This window comes from Actinoplanes sp. NBRC 101535 (genome assembly GCF_030269225.1).
GTDB classification, from domain to species: domain Bacteria; phylum Actinomycetota; class Actinomycetes; order Mycobacteriales; family Micromonosporaceae; genus Actinoplanes; species Actinoplanes rectilineatus.
On sequence record NZ_BSSY01000002.1, the window covers coordinates 46,459 to 71,590 of the forward strand.

Sequence of the window (25,132 nt, forward strand, 5' to 3'; positions counted from 1 at the left end):
TCAGGAGCCGGCGTAGATCGGGGTGGGGGTGCCGTCGGGGGCGTAGCTGAGCACGAACGGCTCGTAGCCCGTCGCGGTCGGGTCGACGTTCGGGTTCTCCTTGACGACGAAGAACTGGCCCTTGCCCGGGTCGATGGTGCTCCCGTCGGGGTTGGTGACGGCGGTGCCGCTCAGCGGGGTGATGGTGTCGTACAGGTTGGCGTCGACGCGGGTGCTGCCGTCCTCGAACGGGTTCAGCGAGATCAGCTGGTAGCCCTGGGGGAGGGGTTCGCCGCCGACGTATGCGGTCGAGTACGACGGCTGCATGTACATCGACGAGATGGCCGGCATCATCGGGGTCGACGCGCTGTACGAGTTCGATTGTGCCGGGAGCAGCGGCTGCATCGCGACGCGTTCCTCGGCCGGGATCTGCGGCGTGAACTCGGGTTCGAGCCCGGGTTCGGCCGGCCGCCGCGACGTGAGGAACGACTGGGTCGGCTCCAGCGGGTGCATCTCCTCCTCACCTTCGGGCAGGAGGGTCTTGCCCTGGACGGTCCTCGCCCGCATGAGCAGGGGCTGCCCGGTCTCCGGGTCGATCCGCGGTTCCAGCGGGCGTTGCGCGGCCAGCATCGGCTCGAGGGGGACGGTGCCGTCCTCGGCGGTGACCGCGCGGGTCCGCTGGGCCAGCATGGCCGGCTGGAGCGGGACTTCGCCGTCCTCGTCGGTTTCGGCGAGGGGCAGCCGGGCCCGCATCATCGGCTGGAGCGGGATCGCCTCGTTCGCGTACGAGGTGACCCTCCCGCCGCGCAGCACGGTCTTCGGCGTCTCCTCGGGCGTGGTGGTCGTACCCTGGGTGGTTCCGAGGCTCTCGAAGTTGCGTTCCAGCTGGCTGGTGCCCTCGGCGGCGGCCTCGTCGGCCTCCCGGTAGGCGCGGGCGCTCACGGTCAGACCTTCAGCGGTGTACGCCAGGGTGCCCTTGACCCCGCCGATGATCGCTTCGAGGTTGTCCAGCCCCTCCAGGAACTTGGTGGAGAACTGCTGGCCCATGTCGTCGTCGCCCCACGCGTTGGCGTACCGGGAGCGGAGAGCGAGGACCTGGGCGAGGTACGACTCGTAGAGGTCGACGTGGCCCTCGTACGCGAGACCGAGGCCCTCCACGCCGTCCGGGTCGACCCAGAGGCGCCCACCGGGATTGTTGTTGATCATTCGATGCCTCCGCCCCGGTTCAGGATCTCCCGCACGCTGGTGACCATGCGGGGTTCCTTGGGCAGGAACGCGTCCGCACCGGCCTGACCGCGGACCAGTTTCTGGGCGTCGAGTCCGTCCGGGAGCATCGGCGACAGAACCGCGGCGGCCTGGTTCATCACCTGCTCCTTGGCGTCGCCGTACGTCTCCATAATCAGCTTCGTCAGATCGGCGGTGGTGAGGCGTTTGTGAGCGGAAGTGGGGAACTGGATGTCCGTCAGCACGCCGTTCTGCCCGACGGTCACGCTCACCTCACGTCGTGGTGACATGGCGGTGGCCGAGAGAGCGCTCATCTTCGCCTGCATGTCGGTGAGGCTGTTGCGCTGCTTCTCGTATTCCTGGAACAGGCTTTCGATGCGTTCGCTGTAGTTCAACCCGGACCACTCCCTCGACGTCGCCGTCTGGTGAAGACGTCGCAGTCTAGTGAAGATCCTTGCTGTTGCCACCGGAACTGTGGGAAGCCTCTTAGTGCCTGAAAGTGCAGGCGGTCTTCCCGCGTTCCCGGGTCGGGACCTGCGCCCGGACCGGCCGCTTGCCCGATGGTGGGCGTTGCCGTGCAATGTTCGGCGACGTTCGGACATCGGGGCCGGAACCGAGTTGTGGTCGGGTGGGTCCTTCGATCAAGACTCTTCACTGCCAAGTTCGCGATGTGAGGAGTCCGGCCGTGACGATGCCTGCCGTTAGTACTACCGAACCGGGTATGCAGAGGGCTGCCCAGGAGTTTTCCGACAAGGCGACCTTGTTCACCGGTGATCTGCGTTCGGTGAACGGCCAGATGGCCATCCTGCTCGCCTCCTGGACCGGTTCGGCGTCCCAGGGCTTCAACCAGGCGATGGACAACTGGGAGCGCGCCTTCCAGAACGTCATCAACGAGCTCCTGAAGATGCTCGAGGTCATGGGTGTGACCACCAAGGGTTACCAGGCCGCCGAGGACGAGGCCGCCAACGTGGCGCAGTCGTTCGGTTCCGCCCTGCCCGGCTTCTGAGCCGGCGCCGAAGCCTGAATCCCTGATCCCCCGAAAGGACTGACATGTCCAACTACACCTTCGACTTCGTGCAGGCAGACGCCGTTCTGACCGACATGAACAACATCAACAAGAAGATCCAGAGCTCGCTCGACGAGATGGAGGCGACGGTCGAGTCCAGCCTTCAGGAGTGGACCGGTGCCGCCCGGGACCAGTACTACGTCTCGAAGCAGGCCTGGAACAGCGCCGCCGACAACATGGTGATCTACCTGGAGCAGGCTCGGCAGACGCTGCTGACCATCTCCGACAACTACGGCACCACCGAGCAGCGCCACTCGATGATCTGGAACGACGTTCGCGGCGGCTGATCCCCCGTCGCGTGGCTGTCGCGCCTGTCGGCGCGACAGCCTCAGTGTCCTACCCCGGCCCGGTGTGCTAGACGACCCGGGCCGCTGGGCTTTCCGCATTTCTTTCGTGCGCTGAAAACGAGTGGAGTCACGCCATGGGCAGTATCGACTGGGGCTACCCGAACGACGAAGCAATCCAAGCTATGCACGCCTATTCCACACACGACTCGGACAAGGGATACCCGGACGGGACCACCCAGGCGGCGTACGACTCGTGGATGGCGTACTACAACAAGCACTCGAGTAACAACCCGAACCACAGCGGCGTCGACTTCGACAACTGGAAGGACGAGGTCCGGGCGGAACACCCGGAGTGGGTCGAGGCCCGCGACTGGTACTCCACGAACATCGTGGGCGATGGCTGGAAGAACCTGGTCAAGGAGTACAAGGAAAACATCACCGACCCGTCGAACGTGAAGCCGCCGGGCTTCAACGACCAGTCCGACTGGATCGACGAGAACGCCACGCCCACCGGTTCCGGCTTCAAGCCGCCGACGGTCGGCACCTTCACCGGCGACGCGGCGTCGACCAACGGCGTGGCCGTCAACACCGCCGCGCTGGAGTGGTTCGCCAAGGAGGTGCTGCAGAAGCTCACCGGCAACGGCAACATCCTGCTCTCCACGATGGAGCAACTGAAGACGATCGACCCCAAGCCGGGCGCCTTCGCCCGGGCCGAGGTGCTGCGCCAGGCGATCGTCGGGGCGACCGGCCAGGACGGCGGCGTCCGGGGCGACATGGCGGACATGTTGTACAACATGAACAATGCGCTCATTGCGGTGGCCGACGCGCTGCTGAAGATGGCCGGCGAGTACAAGAACCTCGAAGAACTCAACTCGATGACCACCGAGAAACTCACCGAGATCATGGGCGACTCGTTCAAGGGTCTCGACGGCCTGAGCACGTACGGCCAGAAGACTGTCAAGACCGACGGCAACTAGCCGGGTCGTTACAGTCTCACAGGTTCGTCGGCGTTGAGCCGTTTTGGGTAGTGCTCGCATTGAGGACAGGGTATGGGCAACGGTCTCGGTGACAGCAAGCTCGACGGGTGGAACGACCCGGCGGAGCCGGCCTCCACTTTCCCGCCGAAGGTGGTTCCGGTGGGGGACCTGTACGACTACAACACCTGGGCGACCGAGACCCGGGGCTGGCGCAAACTCAAGGCGTCCCTGACCGGTGGCGCGGCGATCACCACCGATGCGGGTGCGACCGAGGCCGCCGAGCGGGTCAGCGTGGCGTCGGTCGTCGAGGCCGCGCGGGCCTTCCAGGCGACGCAGGACCTGCTGATCTGGATGGAGCAGACCATCCGGGCCGCGACCAAGTCGATGATCGGCGACGACAAGGCGTGGAAGGGCCCGGCGGCCACCGCCTTCCAGGACAAGATGAACTACTACTCGGACCTGCTGGGCAAGCAGGCCGAGCACCTGGCCGGCGGCGCGATCCCGGATTCGACCACCGCCGCCAACAACATCAACTCGTCGACCAACCTCAACTCGCTGCCGTCGCAGCTCTACGACGCCGCCAACTACCTGTCCTGGGGCCAGCAGACGGTCGACTACCTGGACCGCGCCTGGGCGACGATCGCCGGACAGAACGGCGTCGGCGAGGGGAACGGCCCGGTGCCGATCAGTGGCAGCGAGTACGAGGTGCCGATGGCCAAGCAGATGGCGCAGGTCGTCGACACGGTGGCCACCCAGTACAAGATGGCCACCGACAAGGCGGGCACATCCGGCATCACCATGCCGACCACCGGCATCAGCACGCCGACCATGCCGAAGACCACCACGATGAACATCACGACCGTGGCCTTCACCACCCAGACGCTCACCACGCCGACGTTCACCACGCCCAACATCAGCGGTGTCACCACGCCGGTGATCACGACCCCGCCGAACATCACGGTGCCGACGATCACGACGCCGAACCTGAACAGCATCACCACGCCCACCGTCAACGGCGGTCCGGGCAACCTGACCACGCCGTCGTTCAACAGCAACGGGCCGGGCAACGGCAACTTCTCGGCGATCACCACGCCCTCGATCAGCAGCCCGAACCTCGGCAACGGCTCGGGCACCAACTCCGCGGTCAAGGTGCCGGAGATCAACGCCCCCGGTTCCGGCAGTGGCGGTTCCGGTGGCGGGACCGGCTCCGGCCTTCCCGGCTTCGAGGCGCCGGAGATCGGCGCCCCCGGATCGACCGGTGGTCTGGGTACCGGTGGTCTCGGCACCGGCTCGGTCATCCCGCCGACCATCAAGGCGCCGACCTCCGGCAACACCGGCAATGGCAGCGGCGGTTCCGGTGGCGGCAACGCGGTGAAGACGCCGACGTTCGACACCCCGGGCAGCGGTACCGGTACCGGTACCGGTACCGGTACCGGCACCGGCACCGGCACCGGCACCGGCACCGGCGGCAACGGCTTCACCGCGCCGAGCATCCCCGGCATCGGCTCGCCCGGTTCAGGTGGCGGTACCGGCAGCGGCGGCGGGTCCGGCCAGGTCGACACCCCGGACGCGAACGGCCTGCTCGGCAACAACGACGACTTCAAGCCCGGCGTGATCGGCGGCGTGGAGATTCCGGACTCGCCGGGTGGCGCCTCCCCGGGGACCGGCGGCAGCGGTTTCCAGTCGCCGTCCATGCCCGGCATGCCCGGTGCCGGTTCGCCCGGCGCGGGTTCCGGTGGTGGTTCCGGTGTGCCGGACGCCCCAGACTCGAAGGGCCTGGTCGGCGGGGACGCGTCGGACTGGGAGTCGCCGTCGCTCGGTGGGATCGAGGTGCCGGGCTCGTCGTCCGGTGCGGCCCCGGGCACCGGTGGTTTCCAGTCGCCGCAGATCCCGGGTATGCCTGGTGCGGGTTCGCCGGGTGCGGGCGCGGGCAACAGCGGTTCCGGTGTGCCCGATGCCCCGGATTCCAAGGGCCTGGTCGGCGGGGACGCGTCGGACTGGGAGTCGCCGTCGCTCGGCGGTGTCGAGGTGCCCGGTTCGTCGACGGGCGCCACCCCGGGCACCGGTGGTTTCCAGTCGCCGCAGATCCCGGGCATGCCGGGTGCCGGTTCGCCCGGCGCGGGTGCGGGCAGTGGCGGTTCCGGTGTGCCGGAGGCTCCTGACTCGAAGGGCCTGGTGGACGGGGACGCGTCGGACTGGGAGTCGCCGTCGCTCGGCGGTGTCGAGGTGCCGGGCTCGTCGTCCGGCGCCACCCCCGGCTCCGGCGGCAGCGGCCTCCAGGCGCCGATGATGCCGGGCATGCCCGGTGCCGGTTCGCCCGGCGCGGGTGCGGGCAGTGGCGGTTCCGGTGTGCCGGACGCCCCGGACTCCAAGGGTCTGGTCGACGGGGACGCCTCCGACTGGCAGCAGTCCGACCTCGACGTGGGCATCCCCAGCGTTCCCGGTGGCGCGGTGCCCGGCGGCAGCGGATTCGAAGGCGTCACCGCACCGCAGATTCCGGACCTGCCCTCGTCGGGGGGTACGGGCGTGGACACCACACCCGGCGGCGGTGGGGCCGGGTCCGCGGTGATCCCGGACTTCCCCTCGGTGGAGACCCCGCCCGGGGTGGAGACCACTCCCGGCTCGTCCACGACCCCGGGCGCCGGCACGCCGATGATGCCCGGATCGCCGGGTTCGCCCGGAGCGGGTGCCGGAACCGGATCGGGCGTCCCGGACTCGCCGGAGGCCTCGGGGCTGATCGGTGCGGACGCCGGCGACTGGAACCCGTCCGGGACGGCGAACACGGGTACGCCCAGCGCCCCGGCCGGAGCCGGCGTGGGCGGGGCGGGCCTGGAGACTCCGGGATGGTCCACTCCGGACATCGGTGCCGGCGGGTCGGAAGCCTCTTTCGAGGTGCCGAGCGCGGACGGCGTACCCCAATGGGAGAATTCCTCAGCGGGAACCGAAGTGACCACCCCGGCCACGTCGGGGGTTGGCGGTATGCCCCCGATGCCGGGAATGCCGGGAAGCAATGCGGCGGGCGATGTCACGCCACCCGGTGCGACGGACGCGTCGGCGCTGGTGGAGCAGGAGCAGACCGGTTGGTCGCCGTCGGCGCCGGTGGAGGGGACGCCGGGATCGGCGAACGGTGCCTCGGCGGGTGGCGCGGGGCTGGAGAACCCGGTCGTTCCCGCTCCGCAGATGCCGGACCTGAGTGTCCCGGACATCAGCATTCCGGCGGATTACGCCCCGGATCTCGGGGTCCCGGACATCGAGGCGCCCGACGTTCCTGCGCCTGGTGTTCCCGCGCCCGACGTTCCTGCGCCTGACGTTCCTGCGCCTGGTGTTCCCGCGCCGGACGTCCCGGTTGTGGAGATCCCCGAAGCGGTGACGACACCTGACGTGACCGTGCCTGAGGCGACGGTTCCCGAGGTGACCGTGCCTGAAGCGACGGTTCCCGAGGTGACCGTGCCTGAAGCGACGGTTCCCGAGGTGACGGTTCCCGAAGTGACCGTTCCTGAGGCGACTGTGCCTGAGGCGACGGCTCCGGGGGCGCTTCCTCCGCCACCAGCGGTGATCATTCCGCCGGTGGCGGTCGATCTGCCCACGGCGGTGGACCTGCCCGGCGCGCCCGGTGTCGATCTGCCCAACGCCCCGGCTGTCGACCTGCCCAGCGTGCCGGGTGCTGAGCTGCCCGCATCGCCGGTGGTGGAAGCGCCGGTTCCGGCGGTCGAGGGTGCGACGGGCGGGACCGCTCCGGTCGCCCCGGTGCTCGTCGGCCCTCCCGGTCAGCCCGGACAGAACGCCCCGGCACCGCAGGCGGCCCAACCCGGTTCGCCGAGCCAGCCGAGCCCACCTAGCCAGCCGAATCACCCGAGCCAGCCCGGTCAGCCCTCCGGTGCGAACTCCGCATCGGCTGCCGACGCGACGCCGAAGAAGGCGCCCGCGGCGGCCAAGGAGGAGGTCGTCGTGGTGCCCGGTGTGGGCGTCGCGGCGGGTGTCGGCGGGGTCGCCGGCGTGGGCATCGCGGCGGGCGCCGGGAGAGCGGGTGCCACTCCCGCAGACGACGGCCGGAACGGTACAGTCCCTCGGCGATCCGATCATGACGACGACCGGGATGACGACGTTCGCCCCGACTCCGCCGAGATGCTGCGGGAGGACGACGCCACCTGGGGTGGCGACGGCACTCCGCGCCCCCGGCCGGCGGCCGACGATCACGTGCCGCTCGTCCGGCCGGACGACGACCCCGACGACATGTCGGGGTGGGACGACGCCAGTGACTCGGATTGGCTGACCGGTGACAAGCCGTCCGATGACGGTACGGAAGGGTGAGCATGTCCGAGACCCCGCAACGTCCCCGTGCCGTGTGGCGGCGGGTCGCACCGCCGAAACCGGTCGCGCCGGCCGGCGGTGTGCCCGAGTTCTTCAGTGCCGACCGGGAGAAGATGCGCACCTGCGGCGGGGACGGCGCCAGTGACGCCGAGTTCATGAAGTCGCTCGCCAAGCAGGAGGAGGAGTCCGAGGCGCGGGCGCGGGCGTACTGGGCCGAGCAGGAGAAGAAGCGCAAGGACGAGGAAGAGGCCAAGAAGAAGGAGAAGAAGCGGCAGGCCGAGGAGGACGACGACGTCAAGGCGGCCGAGCGCTACCGCAACGACCGTTACTCGGTGAAGCTGCTCCGCCAGGAGAAGACGACCTGGGGCGGTAACGACGCCGACTCGGGGATGCTCGGATGAGCACCGTCACCGTCAAGCGCCCGCCTCGCGCGGCCGGCCCGGAGGCGCCGGAGGGCTCCGTCGAGCTGCAGGAGCCGCCGCTGATGGCGGAGGAGGCCCCGCTCGACTTCCGCTCGTTCGCGATGGTCGTGCCGATGGGCCTCGGCATGGGCGCGATGCTCGCCATGTTCGGCCTCTACAACCGCACCCCGATGATGTACGTCATGGGCGGCGCGATGGCCGGCGGCATGCTGCTCATGGGTGTCATGCAGATCGGCCGTGCCGCCTCCGAGCGCAAGCGCAAGATGCGTGGCGAGCGACGGGACTTCCTGCGCTACATCGGTCAGCTGCGCAAGCAGGCCCGGGAGGCCGCCGACCAGCAGCGCCGGTTCGTGCTGTGGAACAACCCGCAGCCCAGCTGGCTCTGGTCGGTCGCGATGAGCCCCCGGCTCTGGGAACGGCGGGCCAGTCACGAGGACTTCGGCCGGGTGCGGATCGGCCTGGGCCGGCAGAAGGCGATGTTGAAGTTCAACCCGCCGTCCACGAAGCCGATCGAGGACCTGGAGCCGCTCTCCTCGATCTCGCTGCGGCGGTTCTCCGAGGCGTACCAGACGGTTTCCGGCATTCCGACCTCGGTCGGTCTGACCAGCTTCACCAGCATCGAGTTCGAGGGCGCGATCGATCCGGCCATCGAACTGGCCCGGGCCATGGTGGCGCAGCTGGCCACCTTCCACGCCCCGGAGGATCTGCGGATCGCGGTGCTCGCCGCCGAGGTGCACCGCGGCCCCTGGGAGTGGATCAAGTGGTTGCCGCACAACGCGCACCCGACCGCGTTCGACGCGGCCGGGCCGACGCGGATGTTCGCCGGCACCCACGACGCCCTGATGGACATGCTGGGCACCGAGATCACCGACCGCGGCGACCACGACAAGAACGTCCGGCCCACCTCCAGCGAGCCGCTCGTCGTGATCATCGCCCACCTGGTCGACCTGCCGGACAGCTCCCGGCTGCTCGGCGCCGGCATCCGCAACGTGGTGCTGCTCGACCTCACCGGCGCGATGCCCGGCGGTCCCAAGGTGCTGCGGCTGACGGTCAAGGACGACGTGGTCGAGTTCCCGGCCGGCGTCACCACCGGCACGGCCCAGCGGGACGGTCTGGACGACATCCAGTGCGAGACCCTGGCCCGGATCATCGCGCCGAAACGGACCAGCGGCACCCTCGAGGTCTCCGACGAGCCGATGGAGACCAGCTTCGAGCTGACCACGCTGCTCGGCATCCGCGACGCGATGACCTTCGACGTGCAGGCGCTCTGGCGGACCCGGACCGCGCAGCGCAACCGCCTCATGGTGCCGATCGGCGTCACCGAGGAGGGCGAGGTCATCGAACTCGACCTCAAGGAGTCGGCGCAGGGCGGCATGGGCCCGCACGGCCTGCTCATCGGTGCCACCGGCTCCGGCAAGTCGGAGCTGCTGCGTACGCTCGTCTGCGGTCTCGCCGCGACGCACAGCTCGGAGATCCTCAACCTGGTGCTCGTCGACTTCAAGGGCGGCGCGACCTTCATCGGCATGGAGAAGCTGCCGCACACCTCGGCGGTCATCACCAACCTGGCCGACGAACTCCCGCTCGTCGACCGCATGCAGGACGCGCTCAACGGCGAGATGACCCGGCGCCAGGAGATGCTGCGGGCAAGCGGGTACTCGTCGCTGTTCGACTACGAGAAGGCGCGCGGCAACGGCGCCCAGCTGGTGCCGTTCCCGGTACTGCTGATCATCGTCGACGAGTTCAGCGAGTTGCTCTCCAGCAAGGCCGAGTTCATGGACCTGTTCGTCTCGATCGGTCGTCTGGGCCGGTCGCTCGGCGTACACCTGCTGCTCGCCTCGCAGCGACTGGACGAGGGCCGGATCAACCGGGTCGAGGGTCACCTCTCGTACCGGCTGGCGCTGCGGACGTTCTCGTCGATGGAGTCGCGGTCGGTCATCGGGGTGGGCGCGGCGTACGAGCTGCCGCCCGAGCCCGGTAACGGCTACCTGAAGGTGGACACCACCAACCTGGTCCGGTTCAAGGCGGCGTACGTCTCCGGCAACTACACCGGTTCGGGCCGCCCGGCGATCACCACGGAGGCCGCCGAGGAGCTGGCCGCCGATGTGGTGCCGTTCACCACCCGGCAGGTCGCGGTCCGCCACGACCCCGGTCCGGACCGCGCCGACGAGCCGGTCGTGGAGGAGGCGCCCACCGACGCCAACGGCCCCAGCCTGGTCGAGGTGCTGCTGGACCGGCTCTCCGGTTCCGGCCCGCCGGCCCGTCAGGTCTGGCTGCCGCCGCTGTCCGCCGCGCCCAGCCTGGACTCGCTGCTCCCGAGCGTGGTGCCGGACCCGGTCCGGGGCATGACCATCGAGGACCCGTACCTGCGGGGCGGCATGCGCGTCCCGGTCGGCATCGTCGACCGGCCCGCCGAGCAGCTGCGCGAGCTGCTGTTCGTCGACCTGAACGGCGCGGACGGTCACGTCGGTATCGCCGGTGCCCCGCAGAGCGGCAAGTCGACCCTGCTGCGCAGCCTGATCCTGGCGCTGTCGCTGGCGAACACCCCGAAGGAGGTCCAGTTCTACGGGCTCGACTTCGGTGGTGGCGGTCTGGCCTCGATCTCCGGTCTTCCGCACGTCGGCTCGATCGCGACCCGGATGGAACGCGACCGCGTGGTGCGTACCGTCGAAGAGGTCCTGCAGGTCATGGAGAAGCGCGAGGCGGAGTTCACCAGCCACGGCCTCGACTCGATGACCAGCTACCTGGCCAAGGTGGCCGAGGGCGTGATCGAGGACAACTTCGGTCACGTCTTCCTGGTCATCGACGGCTGGTACACGATGAAGCAGGACTTCCAGGACCTGGAGCAGAAGTTCCAGGAGCTGGCCTCGCGTGGTCTGTCGTTCGGCGTGCACGTGATCGTCACCTCGACCCGCTGGTCGGAGATGCGCACCTGGATGCGGGATCTGCTCGGCACCAAGCTGGAGCTGCGGCTCGGTGACTCGATGGAGTCCGAGCACGGCAACCGCAAGGCGCAGACCGTGCCGAACCAGGTGGGCCGTGGTCTGACCGACGGAGCGCTGCACTTCCTGTCGGCGCTGCCCCGGATGGACGGCATCTCGGACGCCGGTGATCTGGCCGAGGCGACGAAGGCCGTGGTCGAGGAGATCGGCACGTTCTGGCCCGGCCCGTCCGCGCCGCCGGTCCGGATGCTGCCGGCCCACCTGATGGCCGATTCGCTTCCCGAACCGGAGCCGGAGTTCAAGGTCGTTCTCGGGTACGACGAGCAGCGTCTCGCCCCGGTCTGGCACGACTTCATGGCCACGCCGCACCTGCTCGCCTTCGGTGACACCGAGACCGGCAAGACCAACATGCTGCGCCTGGTGCTGCGGGCGATCCAGCAGCGGTACACCCCGGACCAGGCGAAGGTCGTGCTCGGTGACCAGCGCCGTGATCTGGACACCGCGATCGACGCCGCCTACCAGGTCGGATTCGCCTTCACCGGCGACAAGATGTTCGAGCTGGCCGGCCAGGCGTCGGTGTCGATGAACAAGCGGATGCCCGGCGCGGACATCTCCTCGGAGCGGATGCGCCGGCGCGACTGGTGGGAGGGCCCGGAACTCTTCGTCATCGTCGACGACTACGACCTGATGTCGAAGGGCACCGGGCTGGGTTCGACACTCGACCCGGTGCTCCCGCTGCTGGCCCAGGGCATGTACATCGGTCTGCACGTGATCGTCGCCCGGAGCACTTCGGGCGCCATGCGGGCGATGATGGACCCGGTCATCCGGCGGATGTGGGAGCTCGGCACGCCCGCGACGCTCTTCTCCTACCCCAAGGAGGAGGGCAAGTTCCTCGGCGAGGCACGGCCCCGGCAGCTGCCGCCGGGCCGGGCACAGCTCGTCACCCGGCGCGGTGTGCGCCTGATGCAGACCGGCTACGTATCGGACTCGGCGAAGTGACCATCAGAAAGGCTCGCTGGTGAGTACAGCGTTGAACGAGCAGCTTTGCCGCATCACCGTCATCGGGCCGGAACGCAGGGTCGACCTGGCCGTGCCGACCCGCACGCCGGTCGCCAGCCTGATGCCCCTGTTGGTCCGGCACACCACCAACCTGGCCCGGGTTCCGGACGGTGACGTGCCGGAGGAGTCCTGGGTGTTGCAGCGTCTGGGCCAGACGCCGTTCGAGCTCTCCGGCACCCCGGAGAGCCTGGACTGGCTGGAGGGCGAGGAGATGTACCTGCGCCCGGCCCAGGACCCGCTGCCGGAGCTGGACTTCGACGACCTCGCCGAGGGCGTCGCGACGATGGTCAACCGCCGGGCGGACCGGTGGCAGCCGGAGTACCGCCGGGTGCTGTTCCTGGTGCTCTCGATGGTGGCGATGGGCACGCTGGCGGCGGTGCTCGTCGACCGCGGTCCGGTGCTGCCGCAGGTGATCGTCGGCGGGGTCCTCGCGGCGGGCCTCTTCATCGCCGCGCTTGTCAGCGCCCGCCGGCAGAACGACGGCGCGTTTCCGCTGCTGTTCGGCGGTGGTGCGGCGTTCTTCGCGGCGGTCGCCACGTCCAGCGCCGTCGACGGCAACCCGGACGGGGTCTCGCTGACCGGGCCGGCCCTGCTGGCCGCCGCGGTCGGCGTGATGGTGGTGGCCGCGCTGCTGTTGATCGCGCAGCGCACGGTCACCCCGGTGATGCCGTTCCCGCCGATGCTGATCATCGGGGTGACGGCCGCGATGGTGGTGCTGGTCCTGCTCACCCAGAGCATCGCCCAGCTGACCGCCCCGGCGGTCTCCGGCACCGCGGCGTCGCTGATCCTGATGCTGATCGTGCTGGCGCCCCGGATGGCGGTGAAGTTCTCCCGGCTGCGCGGCCCGCAGCTGCCCAAGACCGGCGCGGACATGTCGTACGACATCGAGCCCGAGGACTCCGACGTCGTCAAGTCGCGGGCCAACGACGCGGACACCTACCTGACCGTCTGCATGACCGCTTCCGCCCTGGTGCTGCCGGTTCTGATGCACTTCACGATGGAAGCGCCGGGTTGGTCGGGCTGGACCCTGGTGCTGGTGATCTCGAGTGCAATCCTGCTGCGCTCGCGTACCTTCTTCGGCCTCTGGCAGCGGATCGCCCTCGTGGCGGCCGGTACCGTCGGCTACCTCATGGTGGTCCTGAAGTTCTCCGACATGTTCGGCGAGTCCGGCCGGTACGTCCTGCTGGGCGGACTCGTCGCGCTGCTGATCCCGCTGGTGATGGCCGCGCTGCGGCCGTGGCCGCGGCGCATGCTGCCGTTCTGGGAGTACACGGCCACCGGTCTGGACGTCGCCACCGGCCTGGTCGTGCTGCCGGTGCTCGCGCAGGTGCTCGGGCTCTACGCCTGGGCCCGCGGACTGTTCGGGTAGGCGAGCATGCAGACGCAGCGCGACCACGTCCACGCCCATCAGTTCATGATGGGCCGGTTGAGTTCGGCCCTGGTGCAGGGTGACCCGTCGACCGCGGAGATCCCCGGTCGGCGCGCGCTCACCGGTATGGCGTTCGGCGTTCTGATCAGTGTGCTGGTGGTGGCCGGTTTCGCCGTCTACGGCTGGATCGTGCCGGGCGGCAGCAAGGCGTACACCCAGGCCGGCGTGATCCTGGTGGAGAAGGAGAGCGGCACCCGGTACGTGTTCCTCAACGGGATGCTGCGGCCGACGCCGAACCTCACCTCGGCCATGCTGATCCAGGGCGGCTCCGCCACGGTGAAGCTGATCTCCAAGGAATCGATCAAGGACATCCCGCGCGGACCGTCGATCGGTATCGACGGCGCGCCACAGTCGATCGCGACCGACTCGATGGTCGCCGGACCGTGGCTGACCTGCCTGCCCGGTTCGGTCGTCGACGACCCGGCGGAGAGCCTGGGCCTGAACCTGGACCCGCGGGCCACCGGGACCGCCGTCCCCGCCGACCGGTTCGTGGTCGTCCGCGGCCCCAAGTCGGTCACGTACCTGGTGACCGCCGCGCAGAAGTTCAAGGTCACCGACCCGGCCGTGCTCGTCGCCCTCGGAGCCAGCACGGTCCGCCGGGTGCAGGCGCCGCAGGTCTGGCTCGGTTTCCTGCCGGACGGACCGGACCTCGGCCCGGCGAAGATTCCCGGCGCCGGCGAGAACGGCAAGGTCGGCGGCAAGAAGTACCCGGTCGGCACGCTGTTCCGTCAGCAGCCGGACACCGGCTCCGAGCAGCTGTTCGTGCTCCGCCGCGACGGCCTGGCCGCGATGAGCCGCACCGAGTTCCTCTTCGCCTCGGCGACCAGCGACGCGAAGCCGGTCGAACTGGACGCGGCCGACCTGGTCTCGTCGGAGGCGTCGAGCGACCGTTCGCTGCTCACCCGGCTCCCGGACCTGACCGGCCTGACGCCGCAGGAGACGACCGGCGTGGAGGCGCTCTGCCTGAGCCAGACGGTGGTCGGCGAGCAGTCGTTCGCCAGCACGGCGGTCTTCGTCCCGCTGGCGCAGTCCGGAGTGAACACCACCGGGCGTACCGGCGTGATCACCGCGCCGGGATCCGGAATGGCGGTGCTCCCGGCACCGTTCCAGGAGGGGTACAGCGATCCCCTCGCCACGTACATCGCGGACGACGGGAAGGCGTACCAGATCGGTGACACGGATTCGGCAGCGGCGCTGAAACTGAACAAGGTCGCCGCGGTTCCTTTCCCGAAGAGCTTGCTCGCGTTGTTGCCGCAGGGGCCGACGTTGAGCGTGAGGGCCATAGCGGCCGCAGAAGTGGGGTGAGTCGATCAAATGGCATCCCGGTTTCGCGACCTGCTCGGTGGTGGCAAGGACCGACCCGAGGGCATAGTCCAGCACACGGTCGGTAACGCCCTGGTGGTCCACACCGAGGACAAGATCAGCCCGGAGGCGCAGTCGCTCGCGCTGTCGATGATCGAGGACACCGAGAACGACGTCGTCGTGCTCGACCTCGGTGACGGCATGCCGATCACGGCTTGGGAGTCGATGGCGGTCGTGCTGCCCCGGCGCCGCCGCGGCATCCGGCTGGTGGCGTGCGGCCGGCACCGCAACTCCGCGGCGATGGCCGGTCAGTGGCTCTCCGAGCGGCTGAACCGTACCGTCATCGCGCCGGACGGCGAGCTGGTCCGCGGTTCGGCCGGTGCGCTCTTCGTGCACTCCGCGCCGGGCAGCGGCTGGGTGAAGTTCCGCCCCGGGCGCCCGCCGACCTGGGACGCCAAGCGGTACCCGACCCCGCTCTGGGACCGGGCCGCGATCAACACCCAGCCGTCGAGCGCGACGGGTGAGATCGAGCCGATCCCGGCCGGTGTGTGGATCCACAGCACTCGCAACCCCGAGGTGGTCGAGCAGCACCGGCAGCGGCTCACCTCGTACGTGCCGTGCCACCCGGACACCATGACCGTGCTGCTCGGCTGCCCCGGCACACCGGCGCTGTCCCTCGACGACGTGGTGCGCTTCTGGCGGGGCCTGGACGAGGAGAACCGTCAGCGGGTTCGGTTCGCGCAGTTCGGCGACGTCCGGATGCCCGAGGGTGAGGCCTTCGGGCAGGCACTCGCCGACCTGCTGAACACCAGCGTCGTCTGTTACACCGGCATGCCGATCGGCAGCCCGCAGAAGAACGAGATCCGCACGGTCCTGCCGGACGGCACGCTCGGCTGGGCGCCGTTCGCGCTCGAGCTCGTCTACGTCCCCCGGGCGCACCCGAACTCCCGCGCCAAGCGCCCGACCGTGCTGAGCCACCGGCCGCCGCTGAACGCGGCCGAGGAGATCGCTCCGCGGGTCTACTGGTTCGCTCCCGGCGCGGTGGTCGAGGTCGTGCAGACCGGCCTCTGGGTCCGTTCCGCCGAGGAGCCGAAGAACGCCGAGCAGGTCCGTTCGGCGATGCTCGACGCCGAGGGCGGCACCCTCGTCTTCGACGACACGATCCACTCCGCGACCGACCGGATGCGGGAGCTGGCGGTCGACCTGGCCGCGCGGGTCAGCGGCCTGGAGGGCACCGGCGGCGCGCTGATGCCCGCCTCGGTGCTGGTGCCGGGCGCGAAACCGGCCAGCCGGGCGCAGGCGGTCATCGACCTGGAGGAGGAGACCCGCAAGTTCGGCGCGGAGGCACCGATCCCGGCCTATGTGGACATCGCTCCGCCGGCCCCGGTCGCCCCGTCGGCAGCGGAGAACGTGGTCATCGCCGCGGTCTCGGTGCCGGCCGCGCGTTTCGAGATCAACGCGCAGGCCGAGGCGGAGCGCATCCCGCTGTCGGCTGCTCAGGAGCAGGTGGTTGCTCAGGAGCAGCAGGTGGTGGCTCAGGAGCAGGTATTGGCTCAGGAGCAGGTGGTGGCGCCGGCCCCGGAGCAGATCCAGGCGGTGCCGGCGGGTCCGGCGCCGATCGAGGACAACCCCCCGCAGGGGTACGCGGAACCGGTCGACTACGCACTTCCCGCGCCACCGTCGGTGCTGGTCGGGTTCGGCGCCCAGCCGATCTTCGTGTCCGGCCCGACGGTCCCGGGCGCTCCGGAGCCGGTCGCGCAGGCCGAGCCGGAGCCGCCGACCGAGCCGATCGTCCGTGCCGAGCCCTCCCCGGAACCGCCGACCGTGCCGATGAGCTTCGGCGCACCGGTCGCACCCGTCGCACCTGTCGCTCCCGAGCAGCCGGTGTTCGCGACTCCCGTGATCGCGACGCCGGTCGTCGAGACGCCGGCTGTCGAGACGCCGGCTGTCGAGATCCCGGCCGTTCCGGCGCCGGTGGCCGAGGTCGTGCCGGAGCCGCCGACCATGCCCGCCGGGTTCGGCGAGCCGGTCCGGGCCGGGACACCCGCGTCGCCGTTCCCGCCGGCCCCCACTCCGCCCGCGCCCACTCCGCCCGCTCCCGAGCCGGTGACCCCCGACGCGGTGGTCCCGGTGTCCCAGCCCGAACCGGTGATCCCGGAGCCGGTCGTCCCCGACCTGGCGTCCGCACCGGCCCAGAACCCGGTCGAGGCGGCCCCCGTACCGGAGAAGGCGCCGGAGCAGCCGCAGGAGGAACCGGAGCCGGCCGTCAGCCTGGTCGAGGCCCGCTGGCAGCCGGTGCCGTCGGCCGGGGCGAGCGCCCTGCTGCGGGAGAAGAAGGGCCTCGCCGACGAGCGGGGCTGGCTGCGCCGCACGCTCAGCCGCGAGTTCGACGTGATGGCCAGCTCGGTGTCCCGGATCATGTCCGAGCACCCGGGCATGCAGGGTTCCGGGCAGTCCACCGAGGACGTCCTGGCCGACGCGGTGGCGCTGCGGCTCTACCTCACCGGCCGCGGTCCCGGCGTCGACGCCGGTCTGCGGTCCGGGCGCAAGGGCCCGCACGTCCCGTTCGCCCGCTGTGTGGTCTCCGGCCTGTCCCGGATGTCGTCGTTCCGCGGGACGACGATCTACCGGATCTCGCCGACCGACCTCGAGTGGGAGCTCTACGAGGATCGCCGGCTGGTCACCGACTGGGGGTTCGTCAACGCGCTCACCCAGCCGTGCTCCACCGAGGACGGCGACACCGACGTGCTGATCTGGTCGATGACGGCGCGGCGGACCACCGTGCTGGAGCCGGACGGCGACGAGTCCGTCGAGGACCGTGTGCTGTACCTGCCGGGCACCAACTTCAAGGTTCTGGAACTGCGTAAACCCTCCGAGGGCGAGCGCGGCGCGGTCCTCATGCGGGAGATCGGCGCCAACGAGATCGACGACAACGGCAAGGTCGACTCCAACCGGGTCTCGCTCGACGAGCTGGCGGTCACGTCACTGCGTCGCAGCGTCGACCGCTGGGCCGCGGCCGAACCTCGCAAGCGGATCGGCGCCGGGGCCCGCGGGCGGCTTCGTACGCTGCCCGGGCTGGAACGCATCGCGCAGCCCGGACTCGACGGGAAGGGGTGACGCCATGAGTCGGCAGGTACTCGTGGTGGGTGACCGGAAGCAGGGCTCCTATCCGACGATCGGCTCGGCGCTGTCCCGTGCCGAACCGGGCGCCACGATCAACGTCCACCCCGGCAAGTACGTCGAGAAACTGGTCGTCGGCAACCGGGTGACGATCAGCGCGGCCCAGGCCGGCACCGTCGAGGTGCACGTCGAGGAGGGCAGCGTCCTCGTCGTGCACGGTGAGGGCGCCCAGCTGCGCGGGATCACGCTGACCAGTGACGATCCGAAACTCGCCGCGGTCGACGTCTATGCGGGCGAGGTGGCCCTGGACGACTGCCGGGTCAGCGGCGCCTCCTGGGTGACCCTGCTGGCCCGGATGCAGGGCTCGGTGGCCCTGCGCGGCTGCGACGTGACCAGCTCGGTCGGCGCGGGCGTGGTGGTGATGTCGGTCGGCGCGAGCACGATCGAGGACACCGTCATCCACGACGTGGCGACGACCGGTGTGGTGGTCGGCGAGAAGAGCGCCCTGACGCTGCGCCGCTGCCGGGTCAAGGCGGCCGGTGCGAACAGCATCTGCGCCGGTGGCGACTCCCGGCTCATCGTCGAGCAGTGCGAGATCACCGGTTCCGGCAAGCCCGCCCTGGTGATCGAGCAGAAGGCGTTCGCCCGGGTCCGGGCCCTGTCGGTGACCGAGAGCGGCAACGTCGACGTCTTCGTGCGCGGCGAGGCCGACGTGCAGATCAGCGACTCGACCTTCACCGGGGCCGCGGTCCAGTCGGTGCACCTCACCGAGGGCGGTTCGCCGTCCTTCAAGAACTGTGTCTTCACCGGTGCCAAGCACGCCGCCGTGCAGGTGCTCGCCGGCGCGAACCCGGTCTTCACCGACTGCACGATCAGCGACGTCCCGGTCGGGATCCTGGCCGGCAGCAACGGCACCCCGCGTTTCACCGGCCTGACCGTGCGGGGGACCGGCGACAACGTCGCGACGATCAGCGGCGACGCGACCGTCACCCTGCAGCGGCTGCGCGCCGAGATCACCAAGGGCGCGGGCATCCAGGTCCAGGAGAACGCCTCGATCGACGGCGCCGACCTGGTGGTCGAGGCGGGCGGCGCGGTGGGCCTCACCCTGAGCGGCCCGGCGCGCGGCATCGTCCGGGAAGCCCGTTTCCACGGTACGGGCGCCGTCGTCGTCCAGGTGGGCTCCGGTGCGGAGCTGACCCTGCAGTCCGCCACACTCCGCGGTTCCGGGCTGATGTCCGAGGGCACCGTGCATCTGCGCGACAGCGAGGTGGTCGACGCCTCCCGTGACGGTCTGCGGATCAAGGGGGCGGTCACCGCCACGCAGACCCGGATCCGCAACGCCAAGGCGGACGGGATCAGCCTCGAGGCGGGGGCCGGGGGTTCCTTCACCGAGTGCGAGGTGCTCAACAGTGCCGCGGTCGGCATCAACGTGGACACCGAGGAGCCGGTCGCGCTGACCCGGTGCGTGGTGCAGGACAGCGGCAACGAGGACGTGCGCCGCGTACCCGGCGCCAAGGTCACCGCCGACGCGCTGACCGTCGGCCGCCGTCAGCAGTCGGCCGGCCCGAGCACGGTTCCGTCGCCGCGGTCCGATCCGGCACCGGCGCCGGATCCGGACCAGGACGGCCAGGCCACCGAGGAGAGCGGCAACGACGAGCTCAGCGAGCCGCTGCGTGAGCTGAACGGCCTGATCGGTCTCAAGGGCGTGAAGCATGAGGTCACCGCCCTGATCAACCTGATCAGGATGTCTCAGGTACGCCTGCAGATGGGCCTGCCGATGCCGCCGATGAGCCGGCACCTGGTCTTCGCGGGCCCGCCCGGTACCGGTAAGACCACGGTCGCCCGGCTCTACGGCTCGGTGCTCAAGGAACTGGGCATCCTCTCCGGCGGCCACATGATCGAGGCGGCCCGCGCCGACCTGGTCGGCCAGTACATCGGCTCGACGGCCATCAAGACCACCGAACTGGTCACCAAGGCCATCGGCGGTGTGCTCTTCATCGACGAGGCGTACACCCTGTCGGCGGGTTCCGGCGGCTCCGGACCGGACTTCGGTCAGGAGGCCATCGACGCGCTGATGAAGATGATGGAGGACCACCGCGACGAGCTTGTGGTGATCGTCGCCGGGTACTCGGAGCTGATGGAACAGTTCCTCGCCTCCAACCCCGGTATGGCCTCCCGGTTCACGCGTACGGTCGAGTTCCCGAACTACTCGGTCGAGGAACTCGTCACGATCACCTCCAACCTGGTGCGCAAGCACTACTACGAGCTGACCGACGACGCGACCGACGCCCTGACCGAGTACTTCACCCGGGTGCCGAAGAACTCGACGTTCGGTAACGGTCGTGTCGCCCGCAAGCTGTTCGAGGCGATGATCAACAACCAGGCGTCCCGTCTGGCGAGCATGCCGGCGGTCAAGGACAACGAGCTGAACCGGCTCACCGGCGCCGACGTCGAACCCGAGCTGTCGCAGCTGGAGGACCTGCCGGTCGAACAGGGCGCGCAACCGGACGCGGCGACCGACCCGGCCGGCGCGATCAACGCCGCGCGCAGCTGGAAGCGGATCTGTGACCTGGTCGGCGGGCGGACCGTCAAGGAGGCGGCCGGGCAGACCCTGCTGCAACTCTGCGAGGGACGCAACCGCCGCCGCGGACCGGGCAAGACCGGCAACGTGCTGATCAGTGGCCGTCCCGGGAACGGGCGCAGTGAGTACGCCCGGCTCTACGCGGCCGGCCTCGCCGAACTCGACCTGGTCCCGGTCGGCCAGCTGGTCCGGGTGAGCACCGGGCTGGAACTCGCCCCGCAGTGGGACGGTCAGGCCCGCAACCTGGTCGCCGCGGCGCTCGAGGACGCGGCCGGCGGCGTTCTGCAGATCGACTGGACGGACGACGGCAGCGGCGCGGTCCAGGAGATCGGCGAGGCGCTCGCCACTCAGATGCGTTCCCGGCTGGGTGACCCGGTGGTCGTGCTGGTCGGTGAGGAGGCCGCGCTGGCGAGCCTGCGGTCCACCGTCCCGGCGGTCAACGAACTGTTCGGGCAGCAGTGGCCGGTGCCGGACCTCGGCGCCGACGAACTCGCCACGGTGGTGGTGCGACACCTGGTGCGGCGCGGGCACGAGGTGCCCGAGGACGTGCAGGCCGCCCTCGCCGAACTCGCCAAGCAACTGCCGGACCGCACCGTCCGGGCCGCGCACCAGTTCTCGACCACGCTGGCCCGGCGCACCGGGTCCCGTACGATCGCGCTGGCCGACCTGTCCCTGATGGCCTCCGCCCTGGGCGGCCAGTCGGTCGGTCTCGCCTCGGTCGGCTGACCGGCCCCGCCAGAAAGGTCCTGATCATGCAGCCGCACTCCAAGCCGGTCCCGCCGACGTTCGAGGAGTTCATGTCGAACGCCCAGCAGATGCAGGACCAGATGATGAACGCGCAGGCCGAGCTGGCGAAGGCGGTCGTCACCGGCCGCTCGCAGGACGGGACGGTCGTCGTGATGGCGACCGGCCTCGGCAAGCTGCACGGTGTCCGGGTCGATCCGAAAGTGTACGAACAGCGTGATGTTTCGTCACTACAGAACGCAATCGCCGAGGCGATCCGGGCGGCCGGTGCGAACGCCGGAAACCTCGCGTCCCAGAAGCTAGGCGACGTCGAAATCAACCTGCACTGAGCGTGTGAAGGTTCATGAAGGCCGTCTTGACCTGCGGTTATCTCTGAACCTTCATGCCTCGTTCGTCGCGATGAAGGCTGCTGTGAAGATTTTTTGAAGAACCTTTCAAGAGACTTCCACAGCCTACATCGAGTGACGGAGGTGGCTGTGGAGCAGGTTGATGTCGCGGTGCACGCGCCGGACCCGCTGACCTATGCGGGACTGGTGAGTCATCTGCGGGCACGATCGGACATCAGCGTGTTGCGCAGTGACGACCGGTCCCAGGCGCAGGTCCTCATCGTCGCGGCGGAACGCCTGACCACCGACGTGGTCGCCATGCTGCGGCTCGCGGCGACCGAGGTCGGCGCACCCGTCGTGCTGGTCACCACCGAGATCAGCGAGCAGGAACTGCTGACCGCGGTGGAGTGCCGGGTGGTGGCGATCCTGCCCCGCGCGGTGGTCACCGCCGAGCGTCTCGCGCACAGCGTCCTCGCCGCGGCCTCCGGTGGCGGGGTCATGCCGCCGAACCTGGTCGGTGAGCTGCTCAAGCACGTCGAGCGGCTGCAGCGTGACGTGCTCACCCCGAACGGGCTGAACGCGTCCGGCCTCACCTCGCGGGAGATCGACGTGCTCCGGTTGATGGCCGACGGCCTCGACACCAACGAGATCGCCGACGAGCTGTGCTACTCCGAGCGGACCGTGAAGAACGTCATCTACGGCCTCAACCACCGGCTGAAGCTGCGCAACCGCTCGCACGCGGTGGCCTACGCCGTACGCTCCGGCGTGATCTGAGGCGTCCATGCCGGAAGCGGCAGTGATCACGAGGCACACCGTGGGCAACGCCCTGGTGCTGCACGCCCGTGAGCAGATCAGCGCCGAGGCCCGTTCGGTGGCGCTGTCGGTCGACGACGATCCCGAGAACGACATCGTGATCCTCGACCTGCAGAACGAACTCCCCTTCGACATCTGGGACTCGGTCGCGGCCGCCCTGCAGCGCCGTGGCCGGGGCATACGCCTGGTGGTCCTGGGCGCCCACCCGGAGACCGGCGCGCTCGCCGGACAGTGGCTCTCCGACCGGCTGGGCCGGCCGGTGATCGCGCCGTTCGGCCGGATGATCCCGGGCGCGGCCGGCCTGCTCTTCGTGCACGCCGAGGACCTCGGTGGCTGGGTCTGCTACCGGCAGGGCAAACCGCCGGTCTGGCAGTCGAAGCGGTACCCCGTCCCGGCCTGGGACGGCGCGGCCGTCGAATATCTGCCGGTCAGCTCGACCGCCGCGGTGGAGCCGCTGCCCGGTGGCGTCTGGCTGCGGGAGAGCCGCGACGAGGCCGCCATCGCCGCGCACTGGCACCGGCTGATGTCGACGATGCCGTGCCTGCCGGACGCGATGTCGGTCGTCCTGGGCTGCCCCGGCACCGCCCCGCTCAGCCTCGACGACGTCGCCCGGTTCTGGCGCGGCCTGGCGCCGCAGGGCCGCGACAAGGCCCGTTTCGTCCACTACGGACCGGTGGCGTTGCGGGAGGGCGAGACCCTCGGTCAGGCTCTGGCCGACCTGCTGGAGACCCCGGTGGTGGTCTTCACCGGCGTGCCGGCCGGCCGGCCCGGCGACCCGGAACTGTTCACCGTCGGCTCGGACGGCCGCCCGGGCTGGCAGGTCTTCGCCCGGGAACTCGGCTATCAGCCGCGGGAGAGCCCCGGCTCGGCGGCGCGGATCCCGCACATCCTCGGCCACCGCGCCCCGGAGTTGCTCGGTGAGCCGCTCGGCGCGTTCGCCTACCAATACACCACCGACGCGGTCGTCGAGGTGATCCAGTCCGGTCTCTGGCTGCGGGGACAGGAGCCGCCGCGGTACGCCGAGCGGATCCGCGCCATCCCGGCCGACCCGGACAGCGTGCGCCTGATCGTGGACGACGAGGTCCCGGCGATGGTCGACCGGTACTGGGAGCTGGCCGGTGACCTGGCGGGCCGCCTCGACAAGCCGACCCGGGACCGGGCCACGACGCCGCTGTCCTCGGTCGCGGTCCGCACCGGCCTGCGGGCGCCCGGCCGTGCCGGTGGTGTGGAGACCGCGCCGCACGGGCCGGCCCACCACGCCGAACCGGTCGTCCCGCGGCATGTCCCGGTCGCGCCGCTGCCGGAGCCGCCCACCGTGCCGGTGTCCTTCACCGTCGCCGGTCCGGAGGCTCCGGAAGAGGACCCGGCTCCCGAGATGGCTGCGCCGGTTGCGCCGGTTGCGCCGGTTGCGCCGGCTGCGCCGGCTGCGCCGGCTGCTCCGGCGGTCCCGGCGGTCCCGGCGGCCGCGCAGGTCGCCGAGGCGGCGGCCGGTCCGGAGACCCCCGACATCCGGGTCGTCACCGAGTTGTCCACACCTTTATCCACAGGCCCGTCGACCGATCGGCCGTCCTGGGCGTCCGGTCCGACGATGGCGCTCCTGCCACTGCAGCAGCCGATCCGGCCCGCCCCGCAGCCCGGCGGGACACCGTCCTGGGCACCCACCCCGGCCTGGACCGGGAACACGGTCGAGAACCCGGCGGTCACCAAGCCGGTCTCTCCCTCGGCGCCGCCCCCGAAAGACCGGACCACGCCGGCCCACACCGGACCGCCCGGCCTGTTCCAGCAGCGTCCCGGCGACGACGTCCGCGGCATGCGGTCCGACCTCGACCTGCGCGAGGAGCGGGCCTGGCTGCGCCGCGCGTTCAGCCGCGAGTTCGAGGCGGCCTCCGGCGGCATCGCCCGGATCCTCGCCGAACACGCGATCCTGCAGAGCGGCGCGGACGCCCTCGAGTACGCGGTCGCCGTCCGCCTCTACCTGTCGGTCTGGGGCGACAGCGTCGACAAGATGCTGCGCCTGGCCGAACCGGGGGTGCACGTCTCGTTCGCCCGGTGTGTGGCCGCGGGCCTGAGCCGGCTGCCGTCGCACCGCGGTGTCACGTACGCCGCCGCCGATCTCACCCCGGACGAGCTGCGCCGGGTCACCGAACGGCGGACGCTGACCGACTGGGCGTTCACCAACGCGCTCACCGAGCAGCCGGCCGGGCTGCCCGGCAACGTCGAGGTGATGCTCTGGTCGACGACGGCGCGGCGTACCCGGCTGCTGGAACCGGAGGGTGGCACCGGGCTGCCGGGCCGGGTCCTGTTCCTGCCCGGGACCTCGTTCAAGGTGCTCGAGGTGGAGGAGCCGGTGGGCGATGCCCGGGGGCGGCTGCTGCTGCGCGAGCTGATCAGGGGCGAGGCGGTCACCGATCAGCGGGCGCCCCTCGACGACCTGGCGCTCACGGCACTGCGCCGGTGCGTCGAGCGCAACGCCATGGCGGGACCGCGCCCGCTGGTGCCACCGACGTCGGCGAGCCGGTTCATGAACGTCCCCGGCCTGATCTGATCCGGTCA

The 25,132-nt window shown here is 70.3% G+C and carries 15 protein-coding genes; 13 read left to right on the forward strand and 2 right to left on the reverse strand.

Annotation, left to right across the window (positions count from 1 at the left end; all coding sequences use genetic code 11):
• Both QSK32_RS05260 and QSK32_RS05265 read right to left on the reverse strand, forming a co-directional pair.
• A complete protein-coding gene (locus tag QSK32_RS05260) occupies positions 1–1,185 on the reverse strand; it encodes a hypothetical protein (RefSeq protein ID WP_045748356.1) in 1,185 nt (394 codons plus the stop codon).
• Positions 1,182–1,598: a YbaB/EbfC family nucleoid-associated protein gene (locus tag QSK32_RS05265; protein ID WP_045748355.1), complete on the reverse strand. Its 417-nt coding sequence runs from the start codon at positions 1,596–1,598 to the stop codon at positions 1,182–1,184. Before QSK32_RS05265 ends, QSK32_RS05260 begins: the two co-directional genes overlap by 4 nt.
• Positions 1,599–1,888: 290 nt before the next feature.
• On the opposite strand from QSK32_RS05265, the gene QSK32_RS05270 reads away from it, so the two are divergent.
• From QSK32_RS05270 to QSK32_RS05330, 13 genes are all read left to right on the forward strand, one after another.
• Positions 1,889–2,209 (forward strand): WXG100 family type VII secretion target, encoded by a 321-nt coding sequence (locus QSK32_RS05270; RefSeq protein ID WP_052721286.1) that lies wholly within the window; start codon positions 1,889–1,891, stop codon positions 2,207–2,209.
• Positions 2,210–2,253: 44 nt separating this feature from the next.
• Entirely contained in the window at positions 2,254–2,556 is a 303-nt protein-coding gene (locus tag QSK32_RS05275; protein ID WP_045748353.1) for a WXG100 family type VII secretion target, read from the forward strand.
• A gap of 134 nt (positions 2,557–2,690) precedes the next feature.
• Entirely contained in the window at positions 2,691–3,533 is an 843-nt protein-coding gene (locus tag QSK32_RS05280) for a hypothetical protein (protein WP_285471352.1), read from the forward strand.
• Positions 3,534–3,605: 72 nt separating this feature from the next.
• On the forward strand, positions 3,606–7,844 hold the full coding sequence (locus QSK32_RS05285; RefSeq protein ID WP_285471353.1) for a hypothetical protein: 4,239 nt from the start codon (positions 3,606–3,608) through the stop codon (positions 7,842–7,844).
• Between the two features lie 2 nt (positions 7,845–7,846).
• Entirely contained in the window at positions 7,847–8,245 is a 399-nt protein-coding gene (locus QSK32_RS05290; protein ID WP_045747096.1) for a hypothetical protein, read from the forward strand.
• Positions 8,242–12,204: a type VII secretion protein EccC gene (locus QSK32_RS05295; protein WP_045747097.1), complete on the forward strand. Its 3,963-nt coding sequence runs from the start codon at positions 8,242–8,244 to the stop codon at positions 12,202–12,204. Before QSK32_RS05290 ends, QSK32_RS05295 begins: the two co-directional genes overlap by 4 nt.
• A 19-nt stretch (positions 12,205–12,223) precedes the next feature.
• Positions 12,224–13,633, forward strand: coding sequence for a type VII secretion integral membrane protein EccD (gene eccD, locus QSK32_RS05300; RefSeq protein WP_285471354.1), 1,410 nt, complete (start codon positions 12,224–12,226; stop codon positions 13,631–13,633).
• A gap of 6 nt (positions 13,634–13,639) precedes the next feature.
• Positions 13,640–14,998: a type VII secretion protein EccB gene (gene eccB / locus QSK32_RS05305; protein WP_285471355.1), complete on the forward strand. Its 1,359-nt coding sequence runs from the start codon at positions 13,640–13,642 to the stop codon at positions 14,996–14,998.
• Between the two features lie 9 nt (positions 14,999–15,007).
• Positions 15,008–18,112, forward strand: coding sequence for a hypothetical protein (locus QSK32_RS05310; protein ID WP_045747100.1), 3,105 nt, complete (start codon positions 15,008–15,010; stop codon positions 18,110–18,112).
• 4 nt (positions 18,113–18,116) lie between these two features.
• On the forward strand, positions 18,117–21,422 hold the full coding sequence (locus QSK32_RS05315; RefSeq protein WP_045747101.1) for a right-handed parallel beta-helix repeat-containing protein: 3,306 nt from the start codon (positions 18,117–18,119) through the stop codon (positions 21,420–21,422).
• A 71-nt stretch (positions 21,423–21,493) separates the two neighbouring features.
• A complete protein-coding gene (locus QSK32_RS05320; RefSeq protein ID WP_245674277.1) occupies positions 21,494–21,769 on the forward strand; it encodes a YbaB/EbfC family nucleoid-associated protein in 276 nt (91 codons plus the stop codon).
• 237 nt (positions 21,770–22,006) lie between these two features.
• Positions 22,007–22,540, forward strand: a complete 534-nt coding sequence (locus QSK32_RS05325; RefSeq protein WP_425394688.1) for a helix-turn-helix transcriptional regulator — start codon at positions 22,007–22,009, stop codon at positions 22,538–22,540.
• A gap of 22 nt (positions 22,541–22,562) precedes the next feature.
• Positions 22,563–25,124, forward strand: a complete 2,562-nt coding sequence (locus QSK32_RS05330; RefSeq protein WP_285471356.1) for a hypothetical protein — start codon at positions 22,563–22,565, stop codon at positions 25,122–25,124.
• Positions 25,125–25,132 lie beyond the last annotated feature (8 nt).

Excerpts from the sequence above, each read along its gene's own strand:
- QSK32_RS05260 (WP_045748356.1), bottom strand. The coding sequence starts at position 1,185 with ATGATCAACAACAATCCCGGTGGGCGCCTCTGGGTCGACCCGGACGGC.
- QSK32_RS05275 (WP_045748353.1), top strand. The coding sequence starts at position 2,254 with ATGTCCAACTACACCTTCGACTTCGTGCAGGCAGACGCCGTTCTGACC.
- QSK32_RS05280 (WP_285471352.1), top strand. The coding sequence starts at position 2,691 with ATGGGCAGTATCGACTGGGGCTACCCGAACGACGAAGCAATCCAAGCT.
- QSK32_RS05285 (WP_285471353.1), top strand. The coding sequence starts at position 3,606 with ATGGGCAACGGTCTCGGTGACAGCAAGCTCGACGGGTGGAACGACCCG.
- QSK32_RS05290 (WP_045747096.1), top strand. The coding sequence starts at position 7,847 with ATGTCCGAGACCCCGCAACGTCCCCGTGCCGTGTGGCGGCGGGTCGCA.
- QSK32_RS05295 (WP_045747097.1), top strand. The coding sequence starts at position 8,242 with ATGAGCACCGTCACCGTCAAGCGCCCGCCTCGCGCGGCCGGCCCGGAG.
- eccB (WP_285471355.1), top strand. The coding sequence starts at position 13,640 with ATGCAGACGCAGCGCGACCACGTCCACGCCCATCAGTTCATGATGGGC.
- QSK32_RS05310 (WP_045747100.1), top strand. The coding sequence starts at position 15,008 with ATGGCATCCCGGTTTCGCGACCTGCTCGGTGGTGGCAAGGACCGACCC.
- QSK32_RS05315 (WP_045747101.1), top strand. The coding sequence starts at position 18,117 with ATGAGTCGGCAGGTACTCGTGGTGGGTGACCGGAAGCAGGGCTCCTAT.
- QSK32_RS05320 (WP_245674277.1), top strand. The coding sequence starts at position 21,494 with ATGTCGAACGCCCAGCAGATGCAGGACCAGATGATGAACGCGCAGGCC.